Origin of the sequence: Plantactinospora siamensis, assembly GCF_042434095.1 — a bacterium.
GTDB lineage: Bacteria > Actinomycetota > Actinomycetes > Mycobacteriales > Micromonosporaceae > KBS50.
In genome coordinates, this window is the sequence record NZ_JBHLUE010000002.1 from 375,084 (window position 1) to 394,657 (window position 19,574).

The 19,574-nt window shown below is 72.9% G+C and carries 16 protein-coding genes; 11 read left to right on the forward strand and 5 right to left on the reverse strand.

Annotated elements, in window-relative coordinates; translation table 11 throughout:
* Positions 1–182 precede the first annotated feature (182 nt).
* From ACFFHU_RS03275 to pknB, 7 genes are all read left to right on the forward strand, one after another.
* Positions 183–965, forward strand: a complete 783-nt coding sequence (locus tag ACFFHU_RS03275) for an FHA domain-containing protein (protein WP_377335484.1) — start codon at positions 183–185, stop codon at positions 963–965.
* Positions 966–970: 5 nt separating this feature from the next.
* Positions 971–1,456: an FHA domain-containing protein FhaB/FipA gene (locus ACFFHU_RS03280; RefSeq protein ID WP_377335486.1), complete on the forward strand. Its 486-nt coding sequence runs from the start codon at positions 971–973 to the stop codon at positions 1,454–1,456.
* A complete protein-coding gene (locus tag ACFFHU_RS03285; protein ID WP_377335488.1) occupies positions 1,453–2,892 on the forward strand; it encodes a protein phosphatase 2C domain-containing protein in 1,440 nt (479 codons plus the stop codon). The genes ACFFHU_RS03280 and ACFFHU_RS03285 overlap by 4 nt, the downstream gene beginning before the upstream one ends.
* Positions 2,893–2,971: 79 nt before the next feature.
* Positions 2,972–4,414 (forward strand): FtsW/RodA/SpoVE family cell cycle protein, encoded by a 1,443-nt coding sequence (locus ACFFHU_RS03290; protein ID WP_377336044.1) that lies wholly within the window; start codon positions 2,972–2,974, stop codon positions 4,412–4,414.
* Complete coding sequence (locus tag ACFFHU_RS03295) at positions 4,411–5,913, forward strand: peptidoglycan D,D-transpeptidase FtsI family protein (RefSeq protein WP_377335490.1); 1,503 nt, start codon at positions 4,411–4,413, stop codon at positions 5,911–5,913. The genes ACFFHU_RS03290 and ACFFHU_RS03295 overlap by 4 nt, the downstream gene beginning before the upstream one ends.
* The gene (locus tag ACFFHU_RS03300; protein WP_446686784.1) at positions 5,910–7,469 is read left to right on the forward strand and encodes a serine/threonine-protein kinase; all 1,560 of its coding nucleotides are present in this window, start codon (positions 5,910–5,912) and stop codon (positions 7,467–7,469) included. Before ACFFHU_RS03295 ends, ACFFHU_RS03300 begins: the two co-directional genes overlap by 4 nt.
* On the forward strand, positions 7,466–9,253 hold the full coding sequence (pknB, locus tag ACFFHU_RS03305) for a Stk1 family PASTA domain-containing Ser/Thr kinase (protein ID WP_377335492.1): 1,788 nt from the start codon (positions 7,466–7,468) through the stop codon (positions 9,251–9,253). Before ACFFHU_RS03300 ends, pknB begins: the two co-directional genes overlap by 4 nt.
* A 6-nt stretch (positions 9,254–9,259) precedes the next feature.
* Here the strand turns inward: pknB and ACFFHU_RS03310 are convergent, their stop codons facing one another.
* The 4 genes from ACFFHU_RS03310 to ACFFHU_RS03325 are packed head-to-tail and all read right to left on the reverse strand — an operon-like array spanning position 9,260 to position 13,409.
* A complete protein-coding gene (locus ACFFHU_RS03310; RefSeq protein WP_377335494.1) occupies positions 9,260–9,910 on the reverse strand; it encodes an aminodeoxychorismate/anthranilate synthase component II in 651 nt (216 codons plus the stop codon).
* Positions 9,911–9,926: 16 nt separating this feature from the next.
* A complete protein-coding gene (locus tag ACFFHU_RS03315; protein ID WP_377335496.1) occupies positions 9,927–10,217 on the reverse strand; it encodes a hypothetical protein in 291 nt (96 codons plus the stop codon).
* A gap of 7 nt (positions 10,218–10,224) precedes the next feature.
* The gene (locus ACFFHU_RS03320; protein ID WP_377335498.1) at positions 10,225–12,606 is read right to left on the reverse strand and encodes a class E sortase; all 2,382 of its coding nucleotides are present in this window, start codon (positions 12,604–12,606) and stop codon (positions 10,225–10,227) included.
* The gene (locus tag ACFFHU_RS03325; RefSeq protein WP_377335500.1) at positions 12,603–13,409 is read right to left on the reverse strand and encodes a DUF881 domain-containing protein; all 807 of its coding nucleotides are present in this window, start codon (positions 13,407–13,409) and stop codon (positions 12,603–12,605) included. The genes ACFFHU_RS03320 and ACFFHU_RS03325 overlap by 4 nt, the downstream gene beginning before the upstream one ends.
* A gap of 201 nt (positions 13,410–13,610) precedes the next feature.
* Between ACFFHU_RS03325 and ACFFHU_RS03330 the strand changes: the two genes are divergently transcribed.
* Positions 13,611–13,874, forward strand: a complete 264-nt coding sequence (locus ACFFHU_RS03330) for a cell division protein CrgA (RefSeq protein ID WP_377335502.1) — start codon at positions 13,611–13,613, stop codon at positions 13,872–13,874.
* A gap of 178 nt (positions 13,875–14,052) precedes the next feature.
* Positions 14,053–16,320 (forward strand): heterodisulfide reductase-related iron-sulfur binding cluster, encoded by a 2,268-nt coding sequence (locus tag ACFFHU_RS03335; RefSeq protein ID WP_377335504.1) that lies wholly within the window; start codon positions 14,053–14,055, stop codon positions 16,318–16,320.
* Positions 16,321–16,404: 84 nt separating this feature from the next.
* Here ACFFHU_RS03335 and ACFFHU_RS03340 read toward each other — a convergent pair whose 3' ends face one another.
* The gene (locus ACFFHU_RS03340; RefSeq protein ID WP_377335506.1) at positions 16,405–17,082 is read right to left on the reverse strand and encodes a GOLPH3/VPS74 family protein; all 678 of its coding nucleotides are present in this window, start codon (positions 17,080–17,082) and stop codon (positions 16,405–16,407) included.
* A 92-nt stretch (positions 17,083–17,174) separates the two neighbouring features.
* Between ACFFHU_RS03340 and ACFFHU_RS03345 the strand changes: the two genes are divergently transcribed.
* Together ACFFHU_RS03345 and ACFFHU_RS03350 are read left to right on the forward strand one after the other, a co-directional pair.
* A complete protein-coding gene (locus ACFFHU_RS03345) occupies positions 17,175–18,500 on the forward strand; it encodes a hemolysin family protein (protein WP_377335508.1) in 1,326 nt (441 codons plus the stop codon).
* Positions 18,493–19,539 carry a hemolysin family protein gene (locus tag ACFFHU_RS03350; RefSeq protein WP_377335510.1) on the forward strand — a complete coding sequence of 349 codons (1,047 nt, stop codon included), beginning with the start codon at positions 18,493–18,495 and terminating at the stop codon, positions 19,537–19,539. Before ACFFHU_RS03345 ends, ACFFHU_RS03350 begins: the two co-directional genes overlap by 8 nt.
* Positions 19,540–19,574 lie beyond the last annotated feature (35 nt).

The following is a 19,574-nucleotide window of genomic DNA, read 5'->3' on the forward strand; positions in this document are numbered from 1 at the left end:
TCGCGTCCCGGCCCGGTCGATCACCGGGGGCCCGGACATACTACTGTGTTCCAGGTGCGCCGCGGTCGCATCCGGCCGCGGCGGATGGAAGAGTAGCACGACAACTCCGGTCGTCAGGACAGGCCGGTAAGCAGGACGGCCGAGCGGCGTGTGAGCTGCGCGCGCCCCGGCCGGATACCATCATGTCCTCGGGACCCGAGGAGGAGCCGGTGAGCGTGCTGCAGCGCTTTGAGAAGCGATTGGAAGGCCTGGTCGAAGGTGCCTTCGCCAAGGTCTTCAAGGGGGTCGTGCACCCCGTCGAGATCCTGAACGCCATGCAGCGGGAGGCTGAGGCGCACAAGGCGATACTTGCCGGTGGGCGCACCCTCGTGCCGAACCGTTACGTGATCGATCTCTCGCCGTACGACCACAGCCGACTGGCGCCGTACGCGGCCGCGCTCGCACAGGAGCTGGCGCAGTCGCAGGCCGAGTTCATCGGTGAGCAGGCCTGGACGGTGTACGGCGATGTCATCGTCGAGATCGAGCGCGGCGACGGGCTCGACACCGGGATGTTCCGGGTTACCGCCGAGGTCTACACCGGTGGCGACGTCGCCCCCGTGCAGCACTCCGGCTACGACGCGCCGCCGCAGTACCCCGCGTACGACCAGGGCGGCGGCTACGGCCCGCCGGCCGGCCAGGGCGGGCGGAACATCCGGCTGGTGTCCGGCGACGGGCGGACCTATCCGCTGCAGATGGGCTCCACGGTGATCGGCCGGGGTGACCAGGCGACGCTGCGGCTGCCCGACGTCGGGATCTCCCGGCGGCACGCCCGGCTGGACTTCGACGGCGCCCAGGTGGTGCTGACCGATCTGGGCTCGACCAACGGCACCATGGTGAACGGGCAGCGGGTCTCCGCGGTCGCGCTCAACCCAGGTGACATGATCCAGCTCGGGACGACCACGCTCACGTTCCGCGTGGACGGCTAACGATCTTGCCAGCTTTCGTCGTCACCGTCGCCAGGTTCGGCTTCATCATCCTGCTGTGGATCTTCGTGTTCACGGTGGTCGGGGTGATCCGGCGCGACCTGTTCGCCGGCGCCCGGTCCAGCCGGCTCGTGGCCGCCCCCCGCGGCGTGGGTGCGGTCGGCACCACGCCGAGCCGGCCGGCCAAGGTCAAGAAGGGCCGGGCCGCGCACCAGCTCGTGGTCACGGCCGGCCAGCTGGCCGGCACGCGGATCACGCTGGGCGAAGCGCAGATCACGATCGGCCGGGCGGAGGACTCCACCCTGGTCATCACCGACGACTACGCCTCCGCGCGGCACGCCCGGCTGGTGCCCCGGAACGGCCAGTGGTTCGTCGAGGATCTCGGCTCGACTAACGGCACCTATCTAGATCGCGCTAAGGTCACCGGACCAACCCCCGTCCCCCTCGGCGTGCCGATCAGGATCGGCCGCACCTCTCTCGAATTACGGCCATGACTCTGACCCTGCGTTATGCGGCCCACAGCGACCGCGGACTGATCCGAGACGGGAACCAGGACTCCGTCTACGCCGGTCCGCGGCTCCTTGCCGTTGCCGACGGTATGGGCGGCATGGCCGCCGGTGACGTCGCCAGCAACATCGTCATCGGTGCGATGGCTCCGCTCGACGAGGACGTCCCGGGCGATGCCCTGGTGGACGCCCTCCGAGGGGCCGTCGACACCGCCAACCAACAACTCCGGGACACCGTCGACGCCAATCCCCAACTGGAGGGGATGGGCACCACCCTGACCGCGATGCTGTTCTCCGGCAGCAAGATCGGCATGGTGCACGTCGGCGACTCGCGGGCCTACCTGTTCCGGGACGGCGAGTTCAGCCAGATCACCAAGGACGACACGTACGTCCAGATGCTGGTGGACGAGGGCCGGATCAGCCTGGAGGAGGCCAGCAGCCACCCGCAACGGTCGCTGCTGACCCGCGCGCTCGACGGCCGGGACATCGACCCCGAATACTCCGTCCGGCAGGTGCTGCCCGGCGACCGCTACGTGATCTGCAGCGACGGCCTGTCCGGCGTGGTGAGCGCCGAGACCATCGGCGACGCCGTACGCGAGTTCACCGACCCGCAGCAGTGCGTGGAGCGCCTGGTCCAGCTGGCCCTGCGCGGCGGTGGCCCGGACAACATCAGCGTGGTGGTGGCCGACGCCACCGACCAGGACATCCTCGAGGCGGCGCCGATCGTGGGCGGCGCCGCGGCCCGGGATCGCGGGATGGCCACCTCGGCCGACGACTCGACCCCGGCCGCCCGGGCCTCCGCGCTCACCCCGCCGCGGCCGGCCAGCCCCGAGCAGTCGGCCCCGCCGACCGGTCGGGACGACGAGCCCGAGCGGCGCCGGCACCGACCGCTGCGCACGGCGGTCCTGCTCGTGGTGCTGCTCGCGCTGCTCGGCGGCGGGCTGTGGGGCGGCTGGTCGTACACCCAGCGGCAGTACTACGTCGGCGCCACCGACGAAGGCCAGCTGGCCGTCTTCCAGGGGATCCCCGGGCAGGTGGCCGGGCTGGACCTGTCCAACGTGCACGCCACCAGCGCCACCCAGCTCAACGACCTCACCAACGCGGCACAGGAGCGGGTCAAGCTCGGCATCCAGGCCAAGAGCGAACCGGACGCCGAGCGCCGGCTGGCCGAGCTGACCAACGACGACCCGGCCAATCCGAACCTCAAGCCCACCTGCCCGCCGAGCCCCACCGCGCCGGTCCCGCCCGGCCGCTCACCGCGCGCCACCACCCCCGCCAGCAACGCGGTGGCCCCGAGCGGGACGGCTTCTCCCTCGGCGCCGGCCGCGAGCGACACGCCGAGCGTCCTGCCGACGCCCGACCCGACCCCGTCCGAGACGGCTTCGGCGGGCGGTGATCCGACCGGATGCCGCTCGGTGGAGTGAGTGTGCTTTACAGCTACCCCGAGGATGATCGGTGAGCAGCCAACCAGCGTCCGCAGCGCCGCCCGCGTCGACGGGCGAGCTGCCGCGCCTCCGGGAGGGTCAGTCGCGGCGTAACGCCGAACTGGGCCTGCTGATCTTCGCGCTGCTGCTCGTGGCGGCCTACTCAGCCACGGTGGAGGCGAACGTGCTCGGCACGCTGCGCCCCGACTTCTGGGTGCCGATGGCGGTGCTCGCCGGCTTCTTCCTCGCGCTGCACGTGGCCAACCGGTTCCTGGCCCCGTACGCCGATCCGGTGCTGGTCCCGGCGGTGGCCCTGCTGAACGGGATCGGCGTCGGCTTCCTGCGCCGGCTCGACCTGGCCAAAGCCGATCCGACGGACCGGAAGCACGTGTCGATCTTCGCGGGTCTGGGCGGCCGGCAGCTGCTCTGGACCCTGATCGCCGTCGGGCTCGCGGCCGGCCTGCTGCTGCTGGTCCGCGACCACCGGGCGATCTCCCGGTACGCGTACACGCTCGGCCTGGCCGGCATCGTCCTGGTGATGATCCCGGCGGTGCTGCCGGCCCGGTTCTCGGAGATCTACGGCGCCAAGCTGTGGATCCGGGTGGGCAGCTTCTCGCTGCAGCCCGGTGAGTTCGCCAAGCTGGCCCTGCTGGCGTTCTTCGCCTACTACCTGGTCCGCAAGCGGGAGGTGCTCTCGCTGGCCAGCCGGCGCTTCCTGGGCATCGACTTCCCGCGCGGCCGGGACCTCGGCCCGGTGGTCGGCGTCTGGCTGCTCAGCCTCCTGGTGCTGATCTTCGAGAAGGACCTTGGCACGTCGCTGCTCTACTTCGGCATGTTCGTGGTGACGCTCTACATCGCCACCGAGCGGTCCAGCTGGTTGATCATCGGTCTGCTGCTGTTCTTCGGCGGCGCGTTCCTCGCGTACTTCCTCGGCGCCTCGGTGGGCGGCCCGTTCGCCAACTTCTACGTGCGGGCCGAGATCTGGCTCGACCCGTTCGGCGACCCGTACCAGAAGGGCTACCAGCTGGTGCAGGGCCTGCTCGGGCTGGGCACCGGTGGCCTGTTCGGCACCGGGCCGGGCGGCGGCCAGCCACTCAAGATCCCCGAGGTGCAGAACGACTTCATCTTCGCCGGGCTCGGTGAGGAGATCGGGCTGTTCGGCCTCACCGCGCTGCTGGTGGCCTACCTGCTGGTCGTCGAGCGCGGGCTGCGGGCGGCGCTGGCCGTGCGCGACTCGTTCGGCAAGCTGCTGGCCGGCGGCCTGGCCTTCACCCTCGGCCTGCAGGTCTTCGTGATCGTCGGCGGGATCAGCAAACTCATCCCGCTTACCGGCCAGACCACCCCGTTCATGTCCGCGGGTGGCTCGTCGCTGATGGCCAACTGGCTGCTGGTCGCGATCCTGCTGCGGGTCTCCGACGCGGCGCGCCGCCCGGTCGAATCCGGCCCGGTGGTCCGCACCTCCGGCGGCTCGGCCATCCCGGCCAAGCTGCACGGCGCGCAGACGGAGGTGATCCGGCCGTGAACGCTCCGCTCCGCAAGGTCGGCGTGGTCGTGTTGATCCTCTTCGGGCTGCTCTTCGCCAACCTCAACTGGGTGCAGGCGTACAAGGCCGACGAATATCGGACGAGCCCATACAATGGCCGCGTCCAGGTGGCCGAGTACGACCGCAAGCGCGGCAACATCGAGGCCGGCGGGACCGCGCTGGCCACCAGCAAGGACACCGGCGGCGAGCTGCGGTACACCCGCACCTATCCGCAGGACGAGAAGTACGCGCACGTCCTCGGCTACAAGCCGGTCAACCTCGGCGCCACCGGCATCGAGGCGAGCGAGAACGACTTCCTCTCCGGCACCAGCGACCGGCTCTTCGCCGACCGGTTCCGGGACATGTTCACCGGCAACCAGACCGCCGGCGGCAACGTCCTGCTGAGCATCTCCAAGCGGGCCCAGGACACCGCCTTCCAGCAGTTGGCCGACAACCGGCTGGGCGTCGACAAGGGCGCCGTGATCGCGCTCGACCCGCGCACCGGCGGCATCCAGGCGCTGGTCTCGATGCCCAGCTATGACCCGAACCCGCTGGCCAGCCACGACACGGACAAGGCCCAGGCCACGTTCAACCAGCTGGACAAGAACCCGGGCAAGCCGCTGCTCAACCGGGCGCTGGGCGAGACGCTGCCGCCCGGCTCCACCTTCAAGGTGATCGACTCGGCCGCCGCCTTGGAGAACGGCTACACCAAGGACACCAAGATCCCGGCGGGTCCGTCGTACCGGCCGCCCGGCTCCGGCGCCGACATCCGCAACGAGGTCAGCGGGATCTGCCCGGAGAACCAGGTCACGCTGATCCAGGCGCTCACCCAGTCCTGCAACACCGGGTACGCCCAGTTGGGCGTGAAGCTCGGCTCGAACGTCATCAAGCAGAAGGCGCAGGCGTTCGGCTTCGGCCAGCAGGACCTCACGGTCGGCCGGCTGGACGGCGGCGGGTGGCCGGTGGCGGCCAGCCAGACCGGCAGCATGCAGGGCCCGGACGGGCAGGACGACCCGGGCGCGCTGGCCCAGTCGGCGATCGGCCAGCGCGACGTGCGGATGACCCCGCTGCAGGGCGCGTTGATGGCCGCGACCGTCGCCAACGGCGGCAGCCAGATGCGTCCCTACCTCGTTCAGCAGCTCATCGGCCCGGACCGGACCACCAACTACTACACGGCCGACCCGAAGCAGCTGCGCCAGCCGGTCAGCCCGCAGGTGGCCAGCGACCTGCAGGCCATGATGGTCAGCGTCGTGGAGAACGGCACCGGCACCAAGGCGCAGATCTCCGGCTACACGGTCGGTGGCAAGACGGGAACGGCCGAGAACGCCCCGGGCGTGCCGCCGCACGGCTGGTTCATCGGCTTCCTCATGAAGGACGGCCAACCCATCTCCGCGATCTGCGTCCTGCTGGAGCGCGCGGGCGACTCCGGCAGCGGCGAGGCCGCGCGGATCGCCGGCCAGGTCTTCCGGTCGATAATCCAGGACCGGGGTGGCAAGTGATCCTCAGCCCCGGCGTGCAGCTCGGCAACCGCTACCGGCTCGACGAGCGGATCGCCGGTGGCGGCATGGGCGACGTCTGGCGCGGCACCGACGAGGTGCTCGGGCGCACGGTGGCGATCAAGGTGCTGCTGCCGGCGCTGCTGGACGAGCCCGGGTTCGCCGAGCGCTTCCGGGGCGAGGCCCGGACCATGGCCACCATCAACCACCCGGGCGTGGTGGACGTCTACGACTACGGCAGCGACAAGCAGATCGCCTTCCTGGTGATGGAGTACGTGGAGGGCGACGCGCTGTCCCGCACGCTCTCCCGGGTCGGCCGGCTCACCCCGGCCCGCACGATGGCGCTGGTGGCCCAGGCCGCCGACGCGCTGCAGGCGGCTCACGACCGGGGCATCGTGCACCGGGACCTCAAGCCGGGGAACCTGTTGGTCCGGCCGAACGGCACGCTGGTGCTCATCGACTTCGGCATCGCCCGCTCCGACATGGTCGGTCAGCTCACCGCGGCCGGCGCGGTGCTCGGCACGGCGTCGTACATCTCGCCGGAACAGGCCACCGGAGGGGTCGCGACCGCCACCTCCGACGTGTACGCGCTCGGCGTCGTGGCGTACCAGTGCCTGGCCGGCCGGCGACCGTTCGAGGGCGACAATCCCCTCGAGATCGCGATGCGGCACGTCCGGGACGCCCCCCGACCGCTGCCGGCGGACTGCCCGCCGGCGGTGCGCGGCATCGTCGAGCGGGCCATGGCCAAGGATCCGGCGGCCCGCTGGCCCAGCGCGGCCGCGATGGCCGCGGTGGCCAGGCAGGCGGCCGGCGGGTTGGCCTCGGCCCGGCCCCAGTCGGGGCCGCCGGCCGGCGCGTCGGCGGCCGCCCCCGGTTCGCCGGTCGGCGCGACGGGTCGCTCCTATCCGCCGGCCGCCGGCTCGGCCCGCCCCCCGGGCGCCCCGCCCGGCTCCCCCGTCTCCGCGGCGCCGGCCAGTGGCCCGCCTCGGATCAGCGGTACGGCCTCGGCGCGGCCACCGGCCGGCGCCGGGAACTCCCGCCACGCGGCCGGTCCGCGCCCGCCGACCGGTGCCGCGCCGCGTCCGCCCGCCGCAGCCCGACCGGCCGGTACGGCGCTCCCGCGCCCGCCCGGCGCTGCGAACGCGCCTCGATCCCCCGCCGGCCCCCGGCCCCCGGCAGCCGCCGGCAACCGCACTGGCGCGCCCAGCCGGGGCGCCGCCGCCGTGCCCCGGTCGGGTCCCCCGGCCGGGTCGCAGCAGTCCCGGGCCGCCGGCGTGGCCCGCCCGGTCCCGGCGCCGGCCGGCGCCGAGGCCGGCCGGCGGTCGATCTGGACCGTGCTCGCTATCGTGGTGGTCCTTGTGGTGCTGCTCTGCGTCGGGGCGTCGCGATACCTGAAGCAGAATGCAACCTCCGCGCCGGCACCCGGACCGGTCAGCGTAGTGACGGCGTGGCGCACTGTCGCGGGGTACGACGATTCCGGCCGCACGCCGTACCGTCGGGGGGAACGGACGCCGCCCCGCGGCGGTGACCAGACGAGCGAAGGACGACAGACGAAATGACGGCCCAGGCCCGCCTGCTGGGTGGCAGGTATCAGGTCGGCGAGCTGCTGGGGTACGGCGGCATGGCCGAGGTGCACCGCGGGCGCGATCTGCGGCTCGGCCGGGATGTCGCGATCAAGATGCTCCGCAGCGACCTGGCCCGGGACGCCACCTTCCAGATGCGGTTCCGGCGGGAGGCGCAGAACGCCGCCTCGCTCAACCATCCGGCCATCGTGGCGGTCTACGACACCGGCGAGGAGATCGCGCCCACCGGTGAGACGCTGCCGTTCATCGTCATGGAGTTCGTGAACGGGCGCACCCTCAAGGAGCTGCTGGCCGCCGAGGGTCGGCTGATGCCGCGGCGGGCCATGGAGATCACCGCGGACATGTGCGCGGCGCTCGAGTTCAGCCACCGGCACGGGATCATCCACCGCGACATCAAGCCCGGCAACGTGATGCTCACGCTGAACGGCCAGGTCAAGGTCATGGACTTCGGCATCGCCCGGGCCCTGGCCAGCGGCGCCACCACCATGACGCAGACCAGCGCCGTGATCGGCACCGCGCAATATCTCTCCCCGGAGCAGGCCCGCGGCGAGCCCGTGGACGCCCGGTCCGACGTGTACGCGGCCGGCTGCGTGCTGTTCGAGCTGCTCTGCGGGCATCCACCGTTCGTCGGTGACAGCCCGGTGAGCGTGGCGTACCAGCACGTCCGGGAGGACCCGCCGTCACCCAGCTCGATCAACCCGGACGTCACGCCGCCGATCGACGCCATCGTGCTCAAGGCGCTCTCCAAGAACCCGCTCAACCGCTACCAGAGCGCCGGCGAGATGCGCGCCGACCTGCTGCGGGCGGCCGCCGGCCGGCCGGTGATGGCCACCCCGGTGATGCCGGCCGAGGAAACCATGGCGATGGCAGGGGCGCCCACCACGATCGCCCGGCCGGGGCAGCCGGTCCGGCCGCCCGCCGCGACCCGGGTCGGCGACGCGCAGCGCAAGCGGGCGTCGGCCTGGCTGGTGGCGGTGCTGAGCGCCCTCGGCGTGCTGGCCGTGGTGGCGCTGGTGGCCGCGCTGCTGCTGACCCGGTACGACCGCAACCGCGTGGACGTGCCCAACCTCCAGGGGCTGACCCAGCAGCAGGCCCAGAGCGAGCTGGCCAAGGACGGCCTCACCGCCAACATCAACAGCCAGCCCGGCGACAACTGCACCAAGGGGCAGGTGACCGGCCAGGATCCGCAGGGCGGCACCCGGGCCAAGCGGCAGGACGCGGTCACGGTCACGATCTGCGGCGGCAAGGCGCAGGTGCAGATCCCGCAGGGCTTGGTGGGCGGCACGTTCGACTTCGCCGAGGCCAAGCTGAAAGGGCTGGGCCTCGGCGTCCAGAGGAAGACGGTGTCCAGCTCCAAGCCCGAGGGCGAGGTCGTCGGGATCGATCCCAACGAGGGCAGCACGGTCGACAAGGGCAGCAAGGTCACCGTGTCGGTGTCCGGCAACGACCTCAGGCCCGTGCCGAACGTCGTCGGGCTGACGCTGGAGCAGGCGAAGGCCAAGCTGGAGGCGAACGGGTTCACCAACGTGGTGACGAAGGACGGCGACGTCAGCGCCGACAACGCCGGAAAGGTCTCCGACCAGAACCCATCCGCCAACCAGCAGCGGAAGACCAGCACCCGGATCACGATCACCGTGGATCAGGCGCCGCCGACCGAGTCACCGTCCGCCGGTCCGCCCACCGCCACCCCGAGCGCCACGCCCAGCGGGCGGGGCAATGGCGGCGGCAGCGGCGGACCGACGCTGCCGGGTCCGTACTGACCGGTCTCAGGCGGTCGCGAACGCGGCCAGCCGGCGCTGGTCCACCTCGGCGGCCAGCGCCGGGGCGCGATCCAGCGCCTCCGGGTAGCCGCAGCCGGCCAGCCAGTTGGCCAGCATCAGGTGGCCGCCCTCGGTGAGGACGGACTCGGGGTGAAACTGGACGCCCTCGACCGGCAGGCTGCGGTGCCGCATGGCCATCACCACGCCGGAGTCGGTCCGGCCGGTCACCTCGATCTCGTCCGGCAGGGTGTCGGCGAGCACGGCGAGCGAGTGGTACCGGGTCGCGGTGAACGGATCGGGCAGTCCGGCCAGCACGCCCACGCCGGCGTGCCGGACCAGCGACGTCTTGCCGTGCAGCAGCTCCGGCGCCCGGGTCACCGTGCCGCCGAACGCCTCCCCGATCGCCTGGTGCCCGAGGCAGACCCCAAACAGCGGCAGCTTTCCGGCGTACTCCCGGATCAGGTCGAGGCAGATGCCGGCGCGGTCCGGCGTGCCCGGCCCCGGCGACAGCAGCACCCCGGCGGCGCCGGCGCGGCCGACGTCGGCCAGCGAGATCTCGTCGTTGCGCCGCACCTCGCACTCCACCCCGAGCTGGCCGAGGTACTGCACGAGGTTGAAGACGAACGAGTCGTAGTTGTCGATCACCAGAACGCGCATCGGCCTCATCCGGACGTCAGCTCGGCAGCGGCTGCCCGGACGGCGGCCGGTTGTTGGTGTGGGTGGCGTACGGCAGGTCGTAGTCGTCGCCGGTCGGGGTGGCGCCGGGCGCCGGCCTCGTGACAGGCGCCTCTCCCGGCGTCTCGCCCTGCTGCGTCACCTGTACGTCGTCGAACGGAAGCAGCGGCTCGGCCCAGGGAAAGACCACGAACCACAGCAGCAGCACGACAGCGGCGCTCAGCAGCACCGAGCCGGCGAGCTTGCCGGGCAGGCCGAAGGGCAGGTGGCGCCAGATCCAGCGGTACACGGTCGCCTCAGCCCTCCACCAGCTCCGCCGGCCGACCCTCGGACTTGGCCTGGGTACGGTCCAGCTCGGCGTGCACGATCAGCCGTTGGTAGTTGTTGAACTTCGGGTTGCACGTGGTGAGCGTCAGCATCTTCTTGGTCGGTTTGGCGCCCGGCCGATCCGGCACCGGCGCCACCACCTCGACCTGGGTGGGATGCACGATCTCGGTGCCGGAGACGCGGTAGACGTACCAGTCGGTCTTCGTCTCGGCCACGATCACGTCACCGTTGTGCAGCTCGTCCAGGCGCCAGAAGATGGCCTTGATCCGGTGGCCGGCCACGGAGAAGTTGCCCACCTGGCCGGGCAGCGCGCTGTCCGGGTAGTGCCCCGGGGCGTACCGGATGTCGCCCGGGGTGACCCCCTCGACCACCACCCAGTTCTTGTCCAGCTTGGGGATGTAGAGCCCGGCCACCGGCTTGCCCTCGACCGGCACGAACGGCTTGTCGTTGGACGTGGGCCCGACCGTCGGATCCGGCGCCCACTCCTGGGCCAGTTGATTGTCCAGATCGTGCTGATGGGAGTCGATGATCACCGACTTGCCCCAGACCTCGTACCCGGCGAAGAGCAGCACGATCATGCCGAAGGTGATCAGCACCTCGCCCGCCACCCGGATGCCGGTGCGGATCCGGGAGCCGACGGTGGGCCGGGTCAGCTCGGAGTAGACGCTCTTGTAGCCCTCGGCCAGCTGCTCCGGGCGGAGCTGGACCACCACCTCGCCCCGGCGGGGCGTCGGGTCCTCGGCCGGCTGCTCGGCCTCGCCCTCCGGCCGGGGCGGCGCGTCGGGCACCGCCCCCATCAGCGCGGTCTGGTCGCTGACCGGGCCCGCCCCGACGGCGGGGATCAGCGCGGTGGCTTGGTCTCCCGGGCCCGCCGCCGGCCGGGCCGGCAGACCAACCCCCGGGCCCGCGGGGCGGGCGGGCAGACCAACGCCCGGGCCCGCCGCCGGCCGGGCGGGCAGACCAACGCCCGGGCCCGCCGCCGGCCGGGCGGGCAGACCAACGCCCGGGCCCGCCGCCGGCCGGGCGGGCACCGGGCCGGTCCCGCCCGACCCGGTGCCGCGGGTCGGCATGCCGGCTCTCGCCGGAGGGTCGATCCGGGCCGGCGAGCCGCTCGACCCGGGCGTGCCGGTCCGGGCCGCGGTGTCGGGTCGGGCGGTCGGTACGGCGGGGATGATCGCCGTTTCGGCGTTGCCCCGGAGCACCGGGATCGTGGAGGTGGGGGCGTCGTTCAGCGACCCGCCACCCGGCCCGTCGGGCGGGACGGGCACCGCGTGCTCTCCGGGCGGGGCCGGCCGCCGGGAGCCGCCGGTCGCCTCCGGCCGGGTGACGCCCGGGATGACGGCCGGCCGGGGCCAACCGGGACGGGTGGGCAGGAGCTGGTCGGGCGACGACGGCGCGGCGGGGCCGCCGGCGGCCTGGGTCGGGGGATTCCCCGCGGGCCCGTGCGCGGCCCTGGCCGGCGCCGAGCCGATGCTCGTCGGCGGCGTGGCACGAGCCGGGACGGCCGGCGCCGCGGGTGCCGGACCCGGGACGGCCGGTGCCGCGGGTGCCGGACCCGGGCCGGCCAGCCCGGTGGCGGCCGGGCCCGGGGACGCCACAGCCGGGGTGGCCCGGCCGGCGGCCGGGCTTGCGGGAGCTGGGCTTGCGGGAGCTGGGGTGGCCCGGCCGGTGGTGGCCGGCCGCGCGCCGGCCGGGCCGGCGATCGTTGGTCCGGCTGCTGCGGTGGCCGGCAGGCCCGGGCGACCATTCCGGGCGTCCGCGGGCGCCGAGCGGGCCGGTTGGCTGAGCGGCGCCGTGGGCAGCCGCCGAGGCGCGGGGTCGACCGGACGCGCCGCCGGCGGCTGGGCGGCCTCGACGGGCCGGCCCGGCCACGGCGGCGGCGGCTCCACCGCCCCGCCGGTGCGACCGCCCGTGCCGCGCGGCTGGCCCACCGTGCCGCGTGACTGGTCCAGGCCGCCCGGCTGGTCCACCGTGCCGCGTGACTGGTCCAGGCCGCGCGGCTGGTCCACCGTGCCGCGTGACTGGTCCGGACCGCCCGGCTGGCCTACGGTGCCGCGTGACTGGTCCAGACCGCCCGGCTGGCCCAGCGTGCCGCCCGGGTTGCCCGGCCCGCCAACCCGCTCGCCGCCCGGGTTGCCCGGCCCGCCAACCCGTTCGCCGCCCGGGCGAGCGCCGGGGGGCGCTCCCGGGGCGCGGCCCGCCACCGGAAGGTCGGCCGCGCGGGCGGCCGCAGCCGCGGCCACCTCGTCGGCCCGCACGACCACCGCGGTGGGATCGTCCAGGTGTACGGCCCGGTGGCGTCCGTTGCGCCGCTCGGCTTCCTCGTCCCACTCGGCCGGGGTCGGGCTCACCGGGGCACCACCGCTGACCGCAGCGTGCTCGAACCGTCGAACGCCGGCACGCTCACCTGGCTTTCCTTCTCCTGATAGCCGAGGTGGTAGTGCTCGGCGTAGTCCTTGAACAACCGGACCCCCTCGGAGTTGGCAAGTGCCCGACGCAGCTGAGCCGGGTCGCCGATCGCCTTGATCCGGAACGGCGGCGAGTAGACCCGCCCGTGCAGCAGCAGGGTATTGCCGACGCAGCGTACGGCGCTCGTCGAGAGCACCCGAACGTCCATGATCGACATGGCTTCGGCGCCGCCCGCCCAGAGCGCGTTGACCACAGCCTGCACATCCTGCTGGTGCACCACGAGGTCGTCGTTGCTGACGCCCTTGGGCAGCGTTCCGTCGGGGCGCGTCGGCGCGTCGTTCAACTCAACGGTGAGACCGGGGCCGGCCAGCGCGGTGAACCCGGCCGCCTGACGAGACCCGGCCGCCCGGTCGCGCTGGGCCGCGATGGGGGCGTCCGAGCCGGCGAGCGACTCGGTCTGCCGCTCCACATCGGCCCGCAGCGCGGCGGCCTGCGCCTCGCTGTTCGCCACGTCGCGCCGCCGTTCCTCGATGACCTGGGCGAGTTGCGGGCTCCGGTCCTCACGCAACGACGTACCGCTCGCCGTGGTCGCCGTGGTGGTGAACAGCAGGCCGGCGGCCAGGGCGATCAGCGGTACGCCGACGGACCAGACGGTCCGGCGCTGGCCCCGGCGTCGAGGCAGCAGGCCGGCGCCCGCGCGCAGGAACGCCTTGCGCCACGACGCGGCGCCGGAGGTGTATTCCACCGAGGCTTCCTTCCTCGCTCACCGGTCGGATGGCGGGGGGAACCGGTCGTTCCGCTCACCGACCGCACTCATCCGACCCCGTTCGTGGCCTGAGCCGTCCGCCCCGACTACGCTAGCTTCGAATATTATTGGCCATGGACCGTCGCCCCCGCGCCCGGTTGTCAGGCCGGACGAGGTCGTTAACCCCCTCAGGAGAGCGTCGTGCCCAAGTCGCAGGTCCGCAAGAAGAAGGTGTACACGCCGCCGTCGGACATCCGGCCGACGAGTACGGCCGCTTCGCGCAAGCCTAGCCCGATCTGGCTGCCGATCACCGCGGTGACGTTGATCGTGGTCGGCATCGGCTGGCTCGTCGTCTACTACCTCTCCGAGACGGCATACCCGGTCGCGAGCTGGCACTACTGGAACCTCGCCGTCGGGTTCGGCGCGATGGTCGCCTCGCTGATCCTGCTGTCCCGCTGGCGCTGAGGATCGGGCGACCTGCCCGATCGGCCCTCCTGAGCGCCTTCTAAGGTGGTCGGGAAGTTCGGCGTCGCCGGCTGCGAGGTTCCTCACGTTACCGATCGGTAACCCGGCGCGTAGGCTGCAACGGTGATCGCGTCCCGCGGTCACTCGCGCTCGCCACCACGCAGACCGGGAGGATCGCATGGGCAGCGTCCAGATCGTCACGACGGTCCTCGCGGCCGCCGTCACCGCCGTCGCGGTGTTTCTGGCGGTCCGTGCGGTCCTGAAGATCACCGCGGTCATCCGACTCGGGCAGCCGGACCCCAGCCGCTCCGGCGAGCCCGGCACGCGCACCCGGACGATGCTGACCGAGACGCTCGGACACACCCGGATGCTGCGCTGGAGCGTGGTCGGCGCGGCCCACTGGACGGTGATGGTCGGCTTCATCGTCCTGTCGCTGCTGGTCCTCGAGGCGTACTTCGAGGTCGTCACGCCCACCGGCGGCCTCCCGCTGGTCGGCGGCTGGGTGGTGTACGGCCTGGTCACCGAGATCATCGGAGCGCTCGGCCTGGTCGGCATCCTGGTTCTGATAGCCATCCGGCTGCGCAACCGGCCGACCCGGCCGAGCGGCCGCTCCCGGTTCACCGGTTCGACGATGTGGCAGGGCTACTTCGTCGAGTGGATCGTCCTGCTGGTCCTGGTCTGCGGGTTCCTCATCCGCGGCTTCAAGGTCGCCAACGACCACTTCGAGTTCCCGACCTGGGCCACCCCGGTCAGCCACGCGGTCGGCGCCGTCCTGCCGGCCTGGGAGTCCGGCGCGAGCGTGGTCGGGCTCATCAAGATCGTCATCTCGATGACCTGGCTCATCGTCATCTCGCTGAACGTCACCATGGGCGTCGCCTGGCACCGGTTCCTGGCGTTCCCCAACATCTACTTCAAGCGCAACCCGCGGCTGGACCCGGCGCCCGCCTCCGGCCTGGGCGGTCTCAAGCCGATGATGTCCAACGGCAAGCCGCTGGACTTCGAGGAGGCGGACCCGGAGAAGGACCAGTTTGGGGTCGCCCAGGTCGAGCAGTTCACCTGGAAGGGCCTGCTCGACTTCAGCACCTGCACCGAGTGCGGCCGCTGCCAGTCGCAGTGCCCGGCCTGGAACACCGGCAAGCCGCTGTCGCCGAAGCTGCTGATCCTGTCGCTGCGCGACCACGCGTACGCGAAGGCGCCCTACCTGCTGGCCGGCGGCGGCAAGGACCTGACGGGTGAGGAGAAGGCCACCGAGGCCCAGCTCGCGCACGTCGACGTGCTGGCGCTGGCCGAGGGCAACCGGCCGCTCATCGGCGGGGCCGAGGAGGGCGGCGTCATCGACCCGGACGTGCTGTGGTCCTGCACCACCTGTGGCGCCTGCGTCGAGCAGTGCCCGGTCGACATCGAGCACGTCGACCACATCGTCGACATGCGTCGCTACCAGGTGCTCATCGAGTCGAGCTTCCCGTCCGAGGCCGGCGTTATGCTGCGCAACCTGGAGAACAAGGGCAACCCGTGGGGCGCGCCGCAGAACACCCGCGAGGACTGGACCAAGGGGCTCGACTTCGAGGTGCCCCGGGTCGGCGAGAAGGACGACTTCGAGTACCTCTTCTGGGTCGGCTGTGCCGGCGCGTTCGAGGACCGGGCCAAGAAGACCACCCGGGCCGTGGCCACGTTGCTGCACGAGGCGGGCGTCGACTTCGCCATCCTGGGCGAGGGCGAGACCTGCTCCGGAGACCCGGCCCGGCGGATCGGCAACGAGTTCATCTTCCAGATGCTGGCCCAGCAGAACGTGGAGACCCTCAACGAGGCGTTCGGCGACCGGGAGAGGAGCAAGCGCAAGATCGTCGCGAGCTGCCCGCACTGCTTCAACACCCTGGCCAACGAGTACGGCCAGCTCGGCGGGGATTTTGAGGTCGTACACCACACCCAGCTGCTGGCCCACCTGGTCTCCACCGGCCGGCTGACCCCGGTCCAGCCGGTGGACGGCGGCGTCACCTACCACGACCCGTGCTACCTCGGCCGCCACAACCGGGTCTTCACCCCGCCGCGTGAGGTGCTGACCGCCGCCGTCCAGGGCGGCGACGGTACGGCCGCGAGCGGGCCGGCCGCGTCCGGGCCGGCCATCACGGAGATGCCCCGCAACAGCGAGCGCTCGTTCTGCTGCGGCGCCGGCGGCGCCCGGATGTGGATGGAAGAGAAGATCGGCAAGCGGATCAACGTCGAGCGGGTCGAGGAGGCGCTGTCGACCGGCGCCAGCACCATCGCGGTGGGCTGCCCGTTCTGCTACACGATGATCGGTGACGGGGTGACCGGTAAGGGCGCGGCCGAGCAGGTGGAGGTCGTCGACGTCGCCACCGTGCTGCTCCGCTCGGTCAAGCCGGAGCCCGGCGCCGCCCCGGCGGCCGGCGCCGCCGGATCGCCGGAGCCCGCCCCCAGCGCGAGCTGACCGGCCAGGGCGCCCTGGCCGGCCAGGGCGAGCTGACCGGCGGCGAGCTGACCGGCCAGGGCGAGCTGACCGCGACAGCGCCGGTCAGCTCGAGGCGGACGTGGTGCTGGCGACCGTCGCGGCCGTGATGGCCGCAATGGTCGCCGCCTGCATCTCCTGGATGACCCGCCGGGTGGCGTCCGAGGCCCAGTCGCCGGCGCTGATCTCCGCCAGCCGCGCGTTGACCTGGCGGCGGGACTGGTCGGGGAAGACCTTCCGCTCCATGCCGGCGGCCCGGACCAGTCCGCAGAGCGCCGCGGTCCGCGGCTCCACCGGGCCGTCGGCGAGCACGGCAGCGGTCAGCCGCTGTCGGGCCTCGGTCTCGGCCTGCGGTTCCACGCCGTGCGGCGACGGGAACCGGGTCCGCGGGATCAGGCCGAGCACCCGCTCCTGCCGGCGTTCCAGCACCCCGGCCGCGACCAGCCCGTCCAGCACCTGGTCGAGCAGCCCCTTGCTCAACCGGTTGACCAGGTCCTTGGGCTTCTGGGGCCGGCGCTCGTCGGCGGCCCGGCTCAGCGCCGCGTCGAGCACGGGGTGGCCGGTCGGCGCCGGATCGGCCACCCGCACCCGGCCGTCGGCCAGGTCCAGCCGGCCGGCCAGGGTCAGCTCAAGCACGACCGCGCCGGCCAGCGCGTAGTCGAGCGTCGGGCGGCCCACCTGGGACCGCCCGTCGACGTCGTACGACAGCAGGGCGAGTTCGTCGGCCAGGGTGAGAGAGCTCATGCGGCGAACGTACCCACCGGTCGCCAACCCCGCCCGGGACGGCCGCATGGAACAATCGACGTCGAGGTGAACCGATCATCGACGGCCCGCTCGTGACCACGCTCCTGCCGCTGGTCTGCTTCGTCCTGCTGACCGCCGGCAACGCCTTCTTCGTGACGGCCGAGTTCGGCCTCGTCACGGTCGACCGGGCCGGCATCGAGCAGCGCGCCGCGGCGGGTGAGCGGCGGGCGCGCACGGTACTGGACGCGCTGCACGCGCTGTCCTTCCAGCTCTCCGGCGCGCAGCTCGGCATCACCATCACCACCCTGCTCACCGGCTACCTGGCCCAACCGGCGCTGGCCAAGCTGTTCGGGCCGGCCGTCCGGCCGCTCGCCGGGACGGCGACCGGACAGGTCACCTCGGTGCTGGCGCTGGCCCTGGCCACCGCCGTGTCGATGCTGTTCGGCGAGCTCGTCCCGAAGAACGCGGCGCTGGCCCGGCCGACCCGGGCCGCGTTGACCACGGCCGGGCCGATGCACCGGTTCTCCGCGGCCTGCCGGTGGCCCATCCGGATCCTCAACAACTCGGCTAACTGGCTGGTCCGCCGGCTCGGGATCGAACCGCAGGAGGAGCTGGCGAGCGCCCGGTCCCCCGACGAGCTGGGCCTGCTGGCCGGGATCTCCGCCCAGGCCGGCGCCCTGCCGCCGGACACCGCGATGCTGCTGCAACGCACCATCCGGTTCGCCGACAAGCGGGCCGCGGAGGCCATGACGCCGCGGGTGGACGTCATCGCCCTGCCCGCCGCGGCGACCGTGGCCGAGCTGATTGCGCTGGCCCGGCAGACCGGCCGGACCCGCTTTCCGGTGTACGAGGACACCCTCGACCTGGTCACCGGCGTGGCCGGGGTGCCGGACGCGCTCGGCGTACCGCTGGCCCGGCGCGCGGCCACCGCGGTGGCCGAGGTGGCCCGCGAGCCGGTGTACGTGCCGGAGAGCCTGGACCTGGACGGCGTGCTCGCCGCGCTCCGGACGGCCGGCGCCGACCTGGCCATCGTGGTCGACGAGTACGGCGGCACCGACGGGGTGGTCACGGTCGAGGACCTGGTCGAGGAGCTGGTCGGGGAGATCGCCGACGAGTTCGACCCGGCCGTCGGGCTGCACGCCGACGCCGGCGACCTCACCGTGCCGGGCGGGGAGCGGGCCCTCCTGCTCGACGGGGTGCTGCGCGCCGACGAGCTGGCCGAGCAGACCGGGTTCCGGCTGCCGGACGGGCCGTACGAGACCCTCGCCGGCTTCCTGATGGCCCGGCTGGGCCACATCCCGGCGCCCGGCGAGGCCGTCGTGGAGCGCGGCTACGAGTTCACCGTGGTGGAGGTGGAGCGGCACCGCGTCGAGCAGGTCCGGGTGGTGCTCCCCGAGGAGCCGGCCGACCATGCCTAGCCTGCTGCTCGCGGCCGCCCTGCTGGTGGCCAACGCCTTCTTCGTGGGGGTCGAGTTCGCGCTCATCGCCTCCCGGCGGACCGTCATCGAGCCGCTGGCCGAGACCTCGAAGCGGGCCCGGTGGGCGCTGTCGGCGATGAACCAGATCCCGCTGATGATCGCCGGCGCGCAGCTGGGCATCACGATCTGCTCGCTGACCCTGGGCGCGATCGCCGAGCCGGCGCTGGCGCACCTGCTGGAGGCCCCGTTCGACGCGCTCGGGCTGCCGGCCGGCACGGTCCACCCGGTGGCGTTCGTGCTCGCGCTGGCCGTGGTGGTGTTCCTGCACACGGTGGTCGGCGAGATGGTGCCGAAGAACGTCACGCTGGCCGGTCCGGAACCGTCGGCGCTGCTGCTGGCCGGCCCGATGCTCGGCTTCTGCCTGCTCACCAAGCCGGTGTTGGTGGCCATGCGGTGGGCCGCCCGGCAGGTGCTGCGGCTGTGGCGGATCGAGGCCACCGACGCGGTCAAGACGGTCTTCACGGCCGAGGAGCTGACCGGGCTGGTGACGCAGGCGCGTACCGAGGGCCTGCTCGGCTCCGAGGAGCACGCCCGGATCACCGCGGCGCTCGCGCTGCACCGGCGTACGGCCGCGGACGCCCTGCGGCCGTGGTCCACGGTGACCACGGTGGCCGACGACGTGTCGCCGGCGTCCCTGGAGGTGCTCGCCACCCGGACCGGCCGGTCGCGGTTCCCCGTGGTGCAGCGGGCCACCCGGCGGGTGACCGGGTTCGTGCACGTGAAGGACGTGCTCGGCGTCGAGGGCGCGCAGCGGCGGGCGCCGGTGCCGGCCGACCTGATCCGCCCGCTCGCGGCCGTTCCCCCGGACCGGTCGCTGGCCGACCTGCTGCTGGCCATGCGCCGGGAGCGCCGGCACATGGTGCTGGTGAGTGACGGACGGGTGCCGCTGGGTGTGTTGACACTCGATGACGTATTGACGGCCGTTGTCGGGAACACCTCCGAATCCGTTTCGCCACAACGGATTGTGTCGACGCAGTAGCGTACGGCAGGGAATTGCGGTGGTGCCTTGATTAG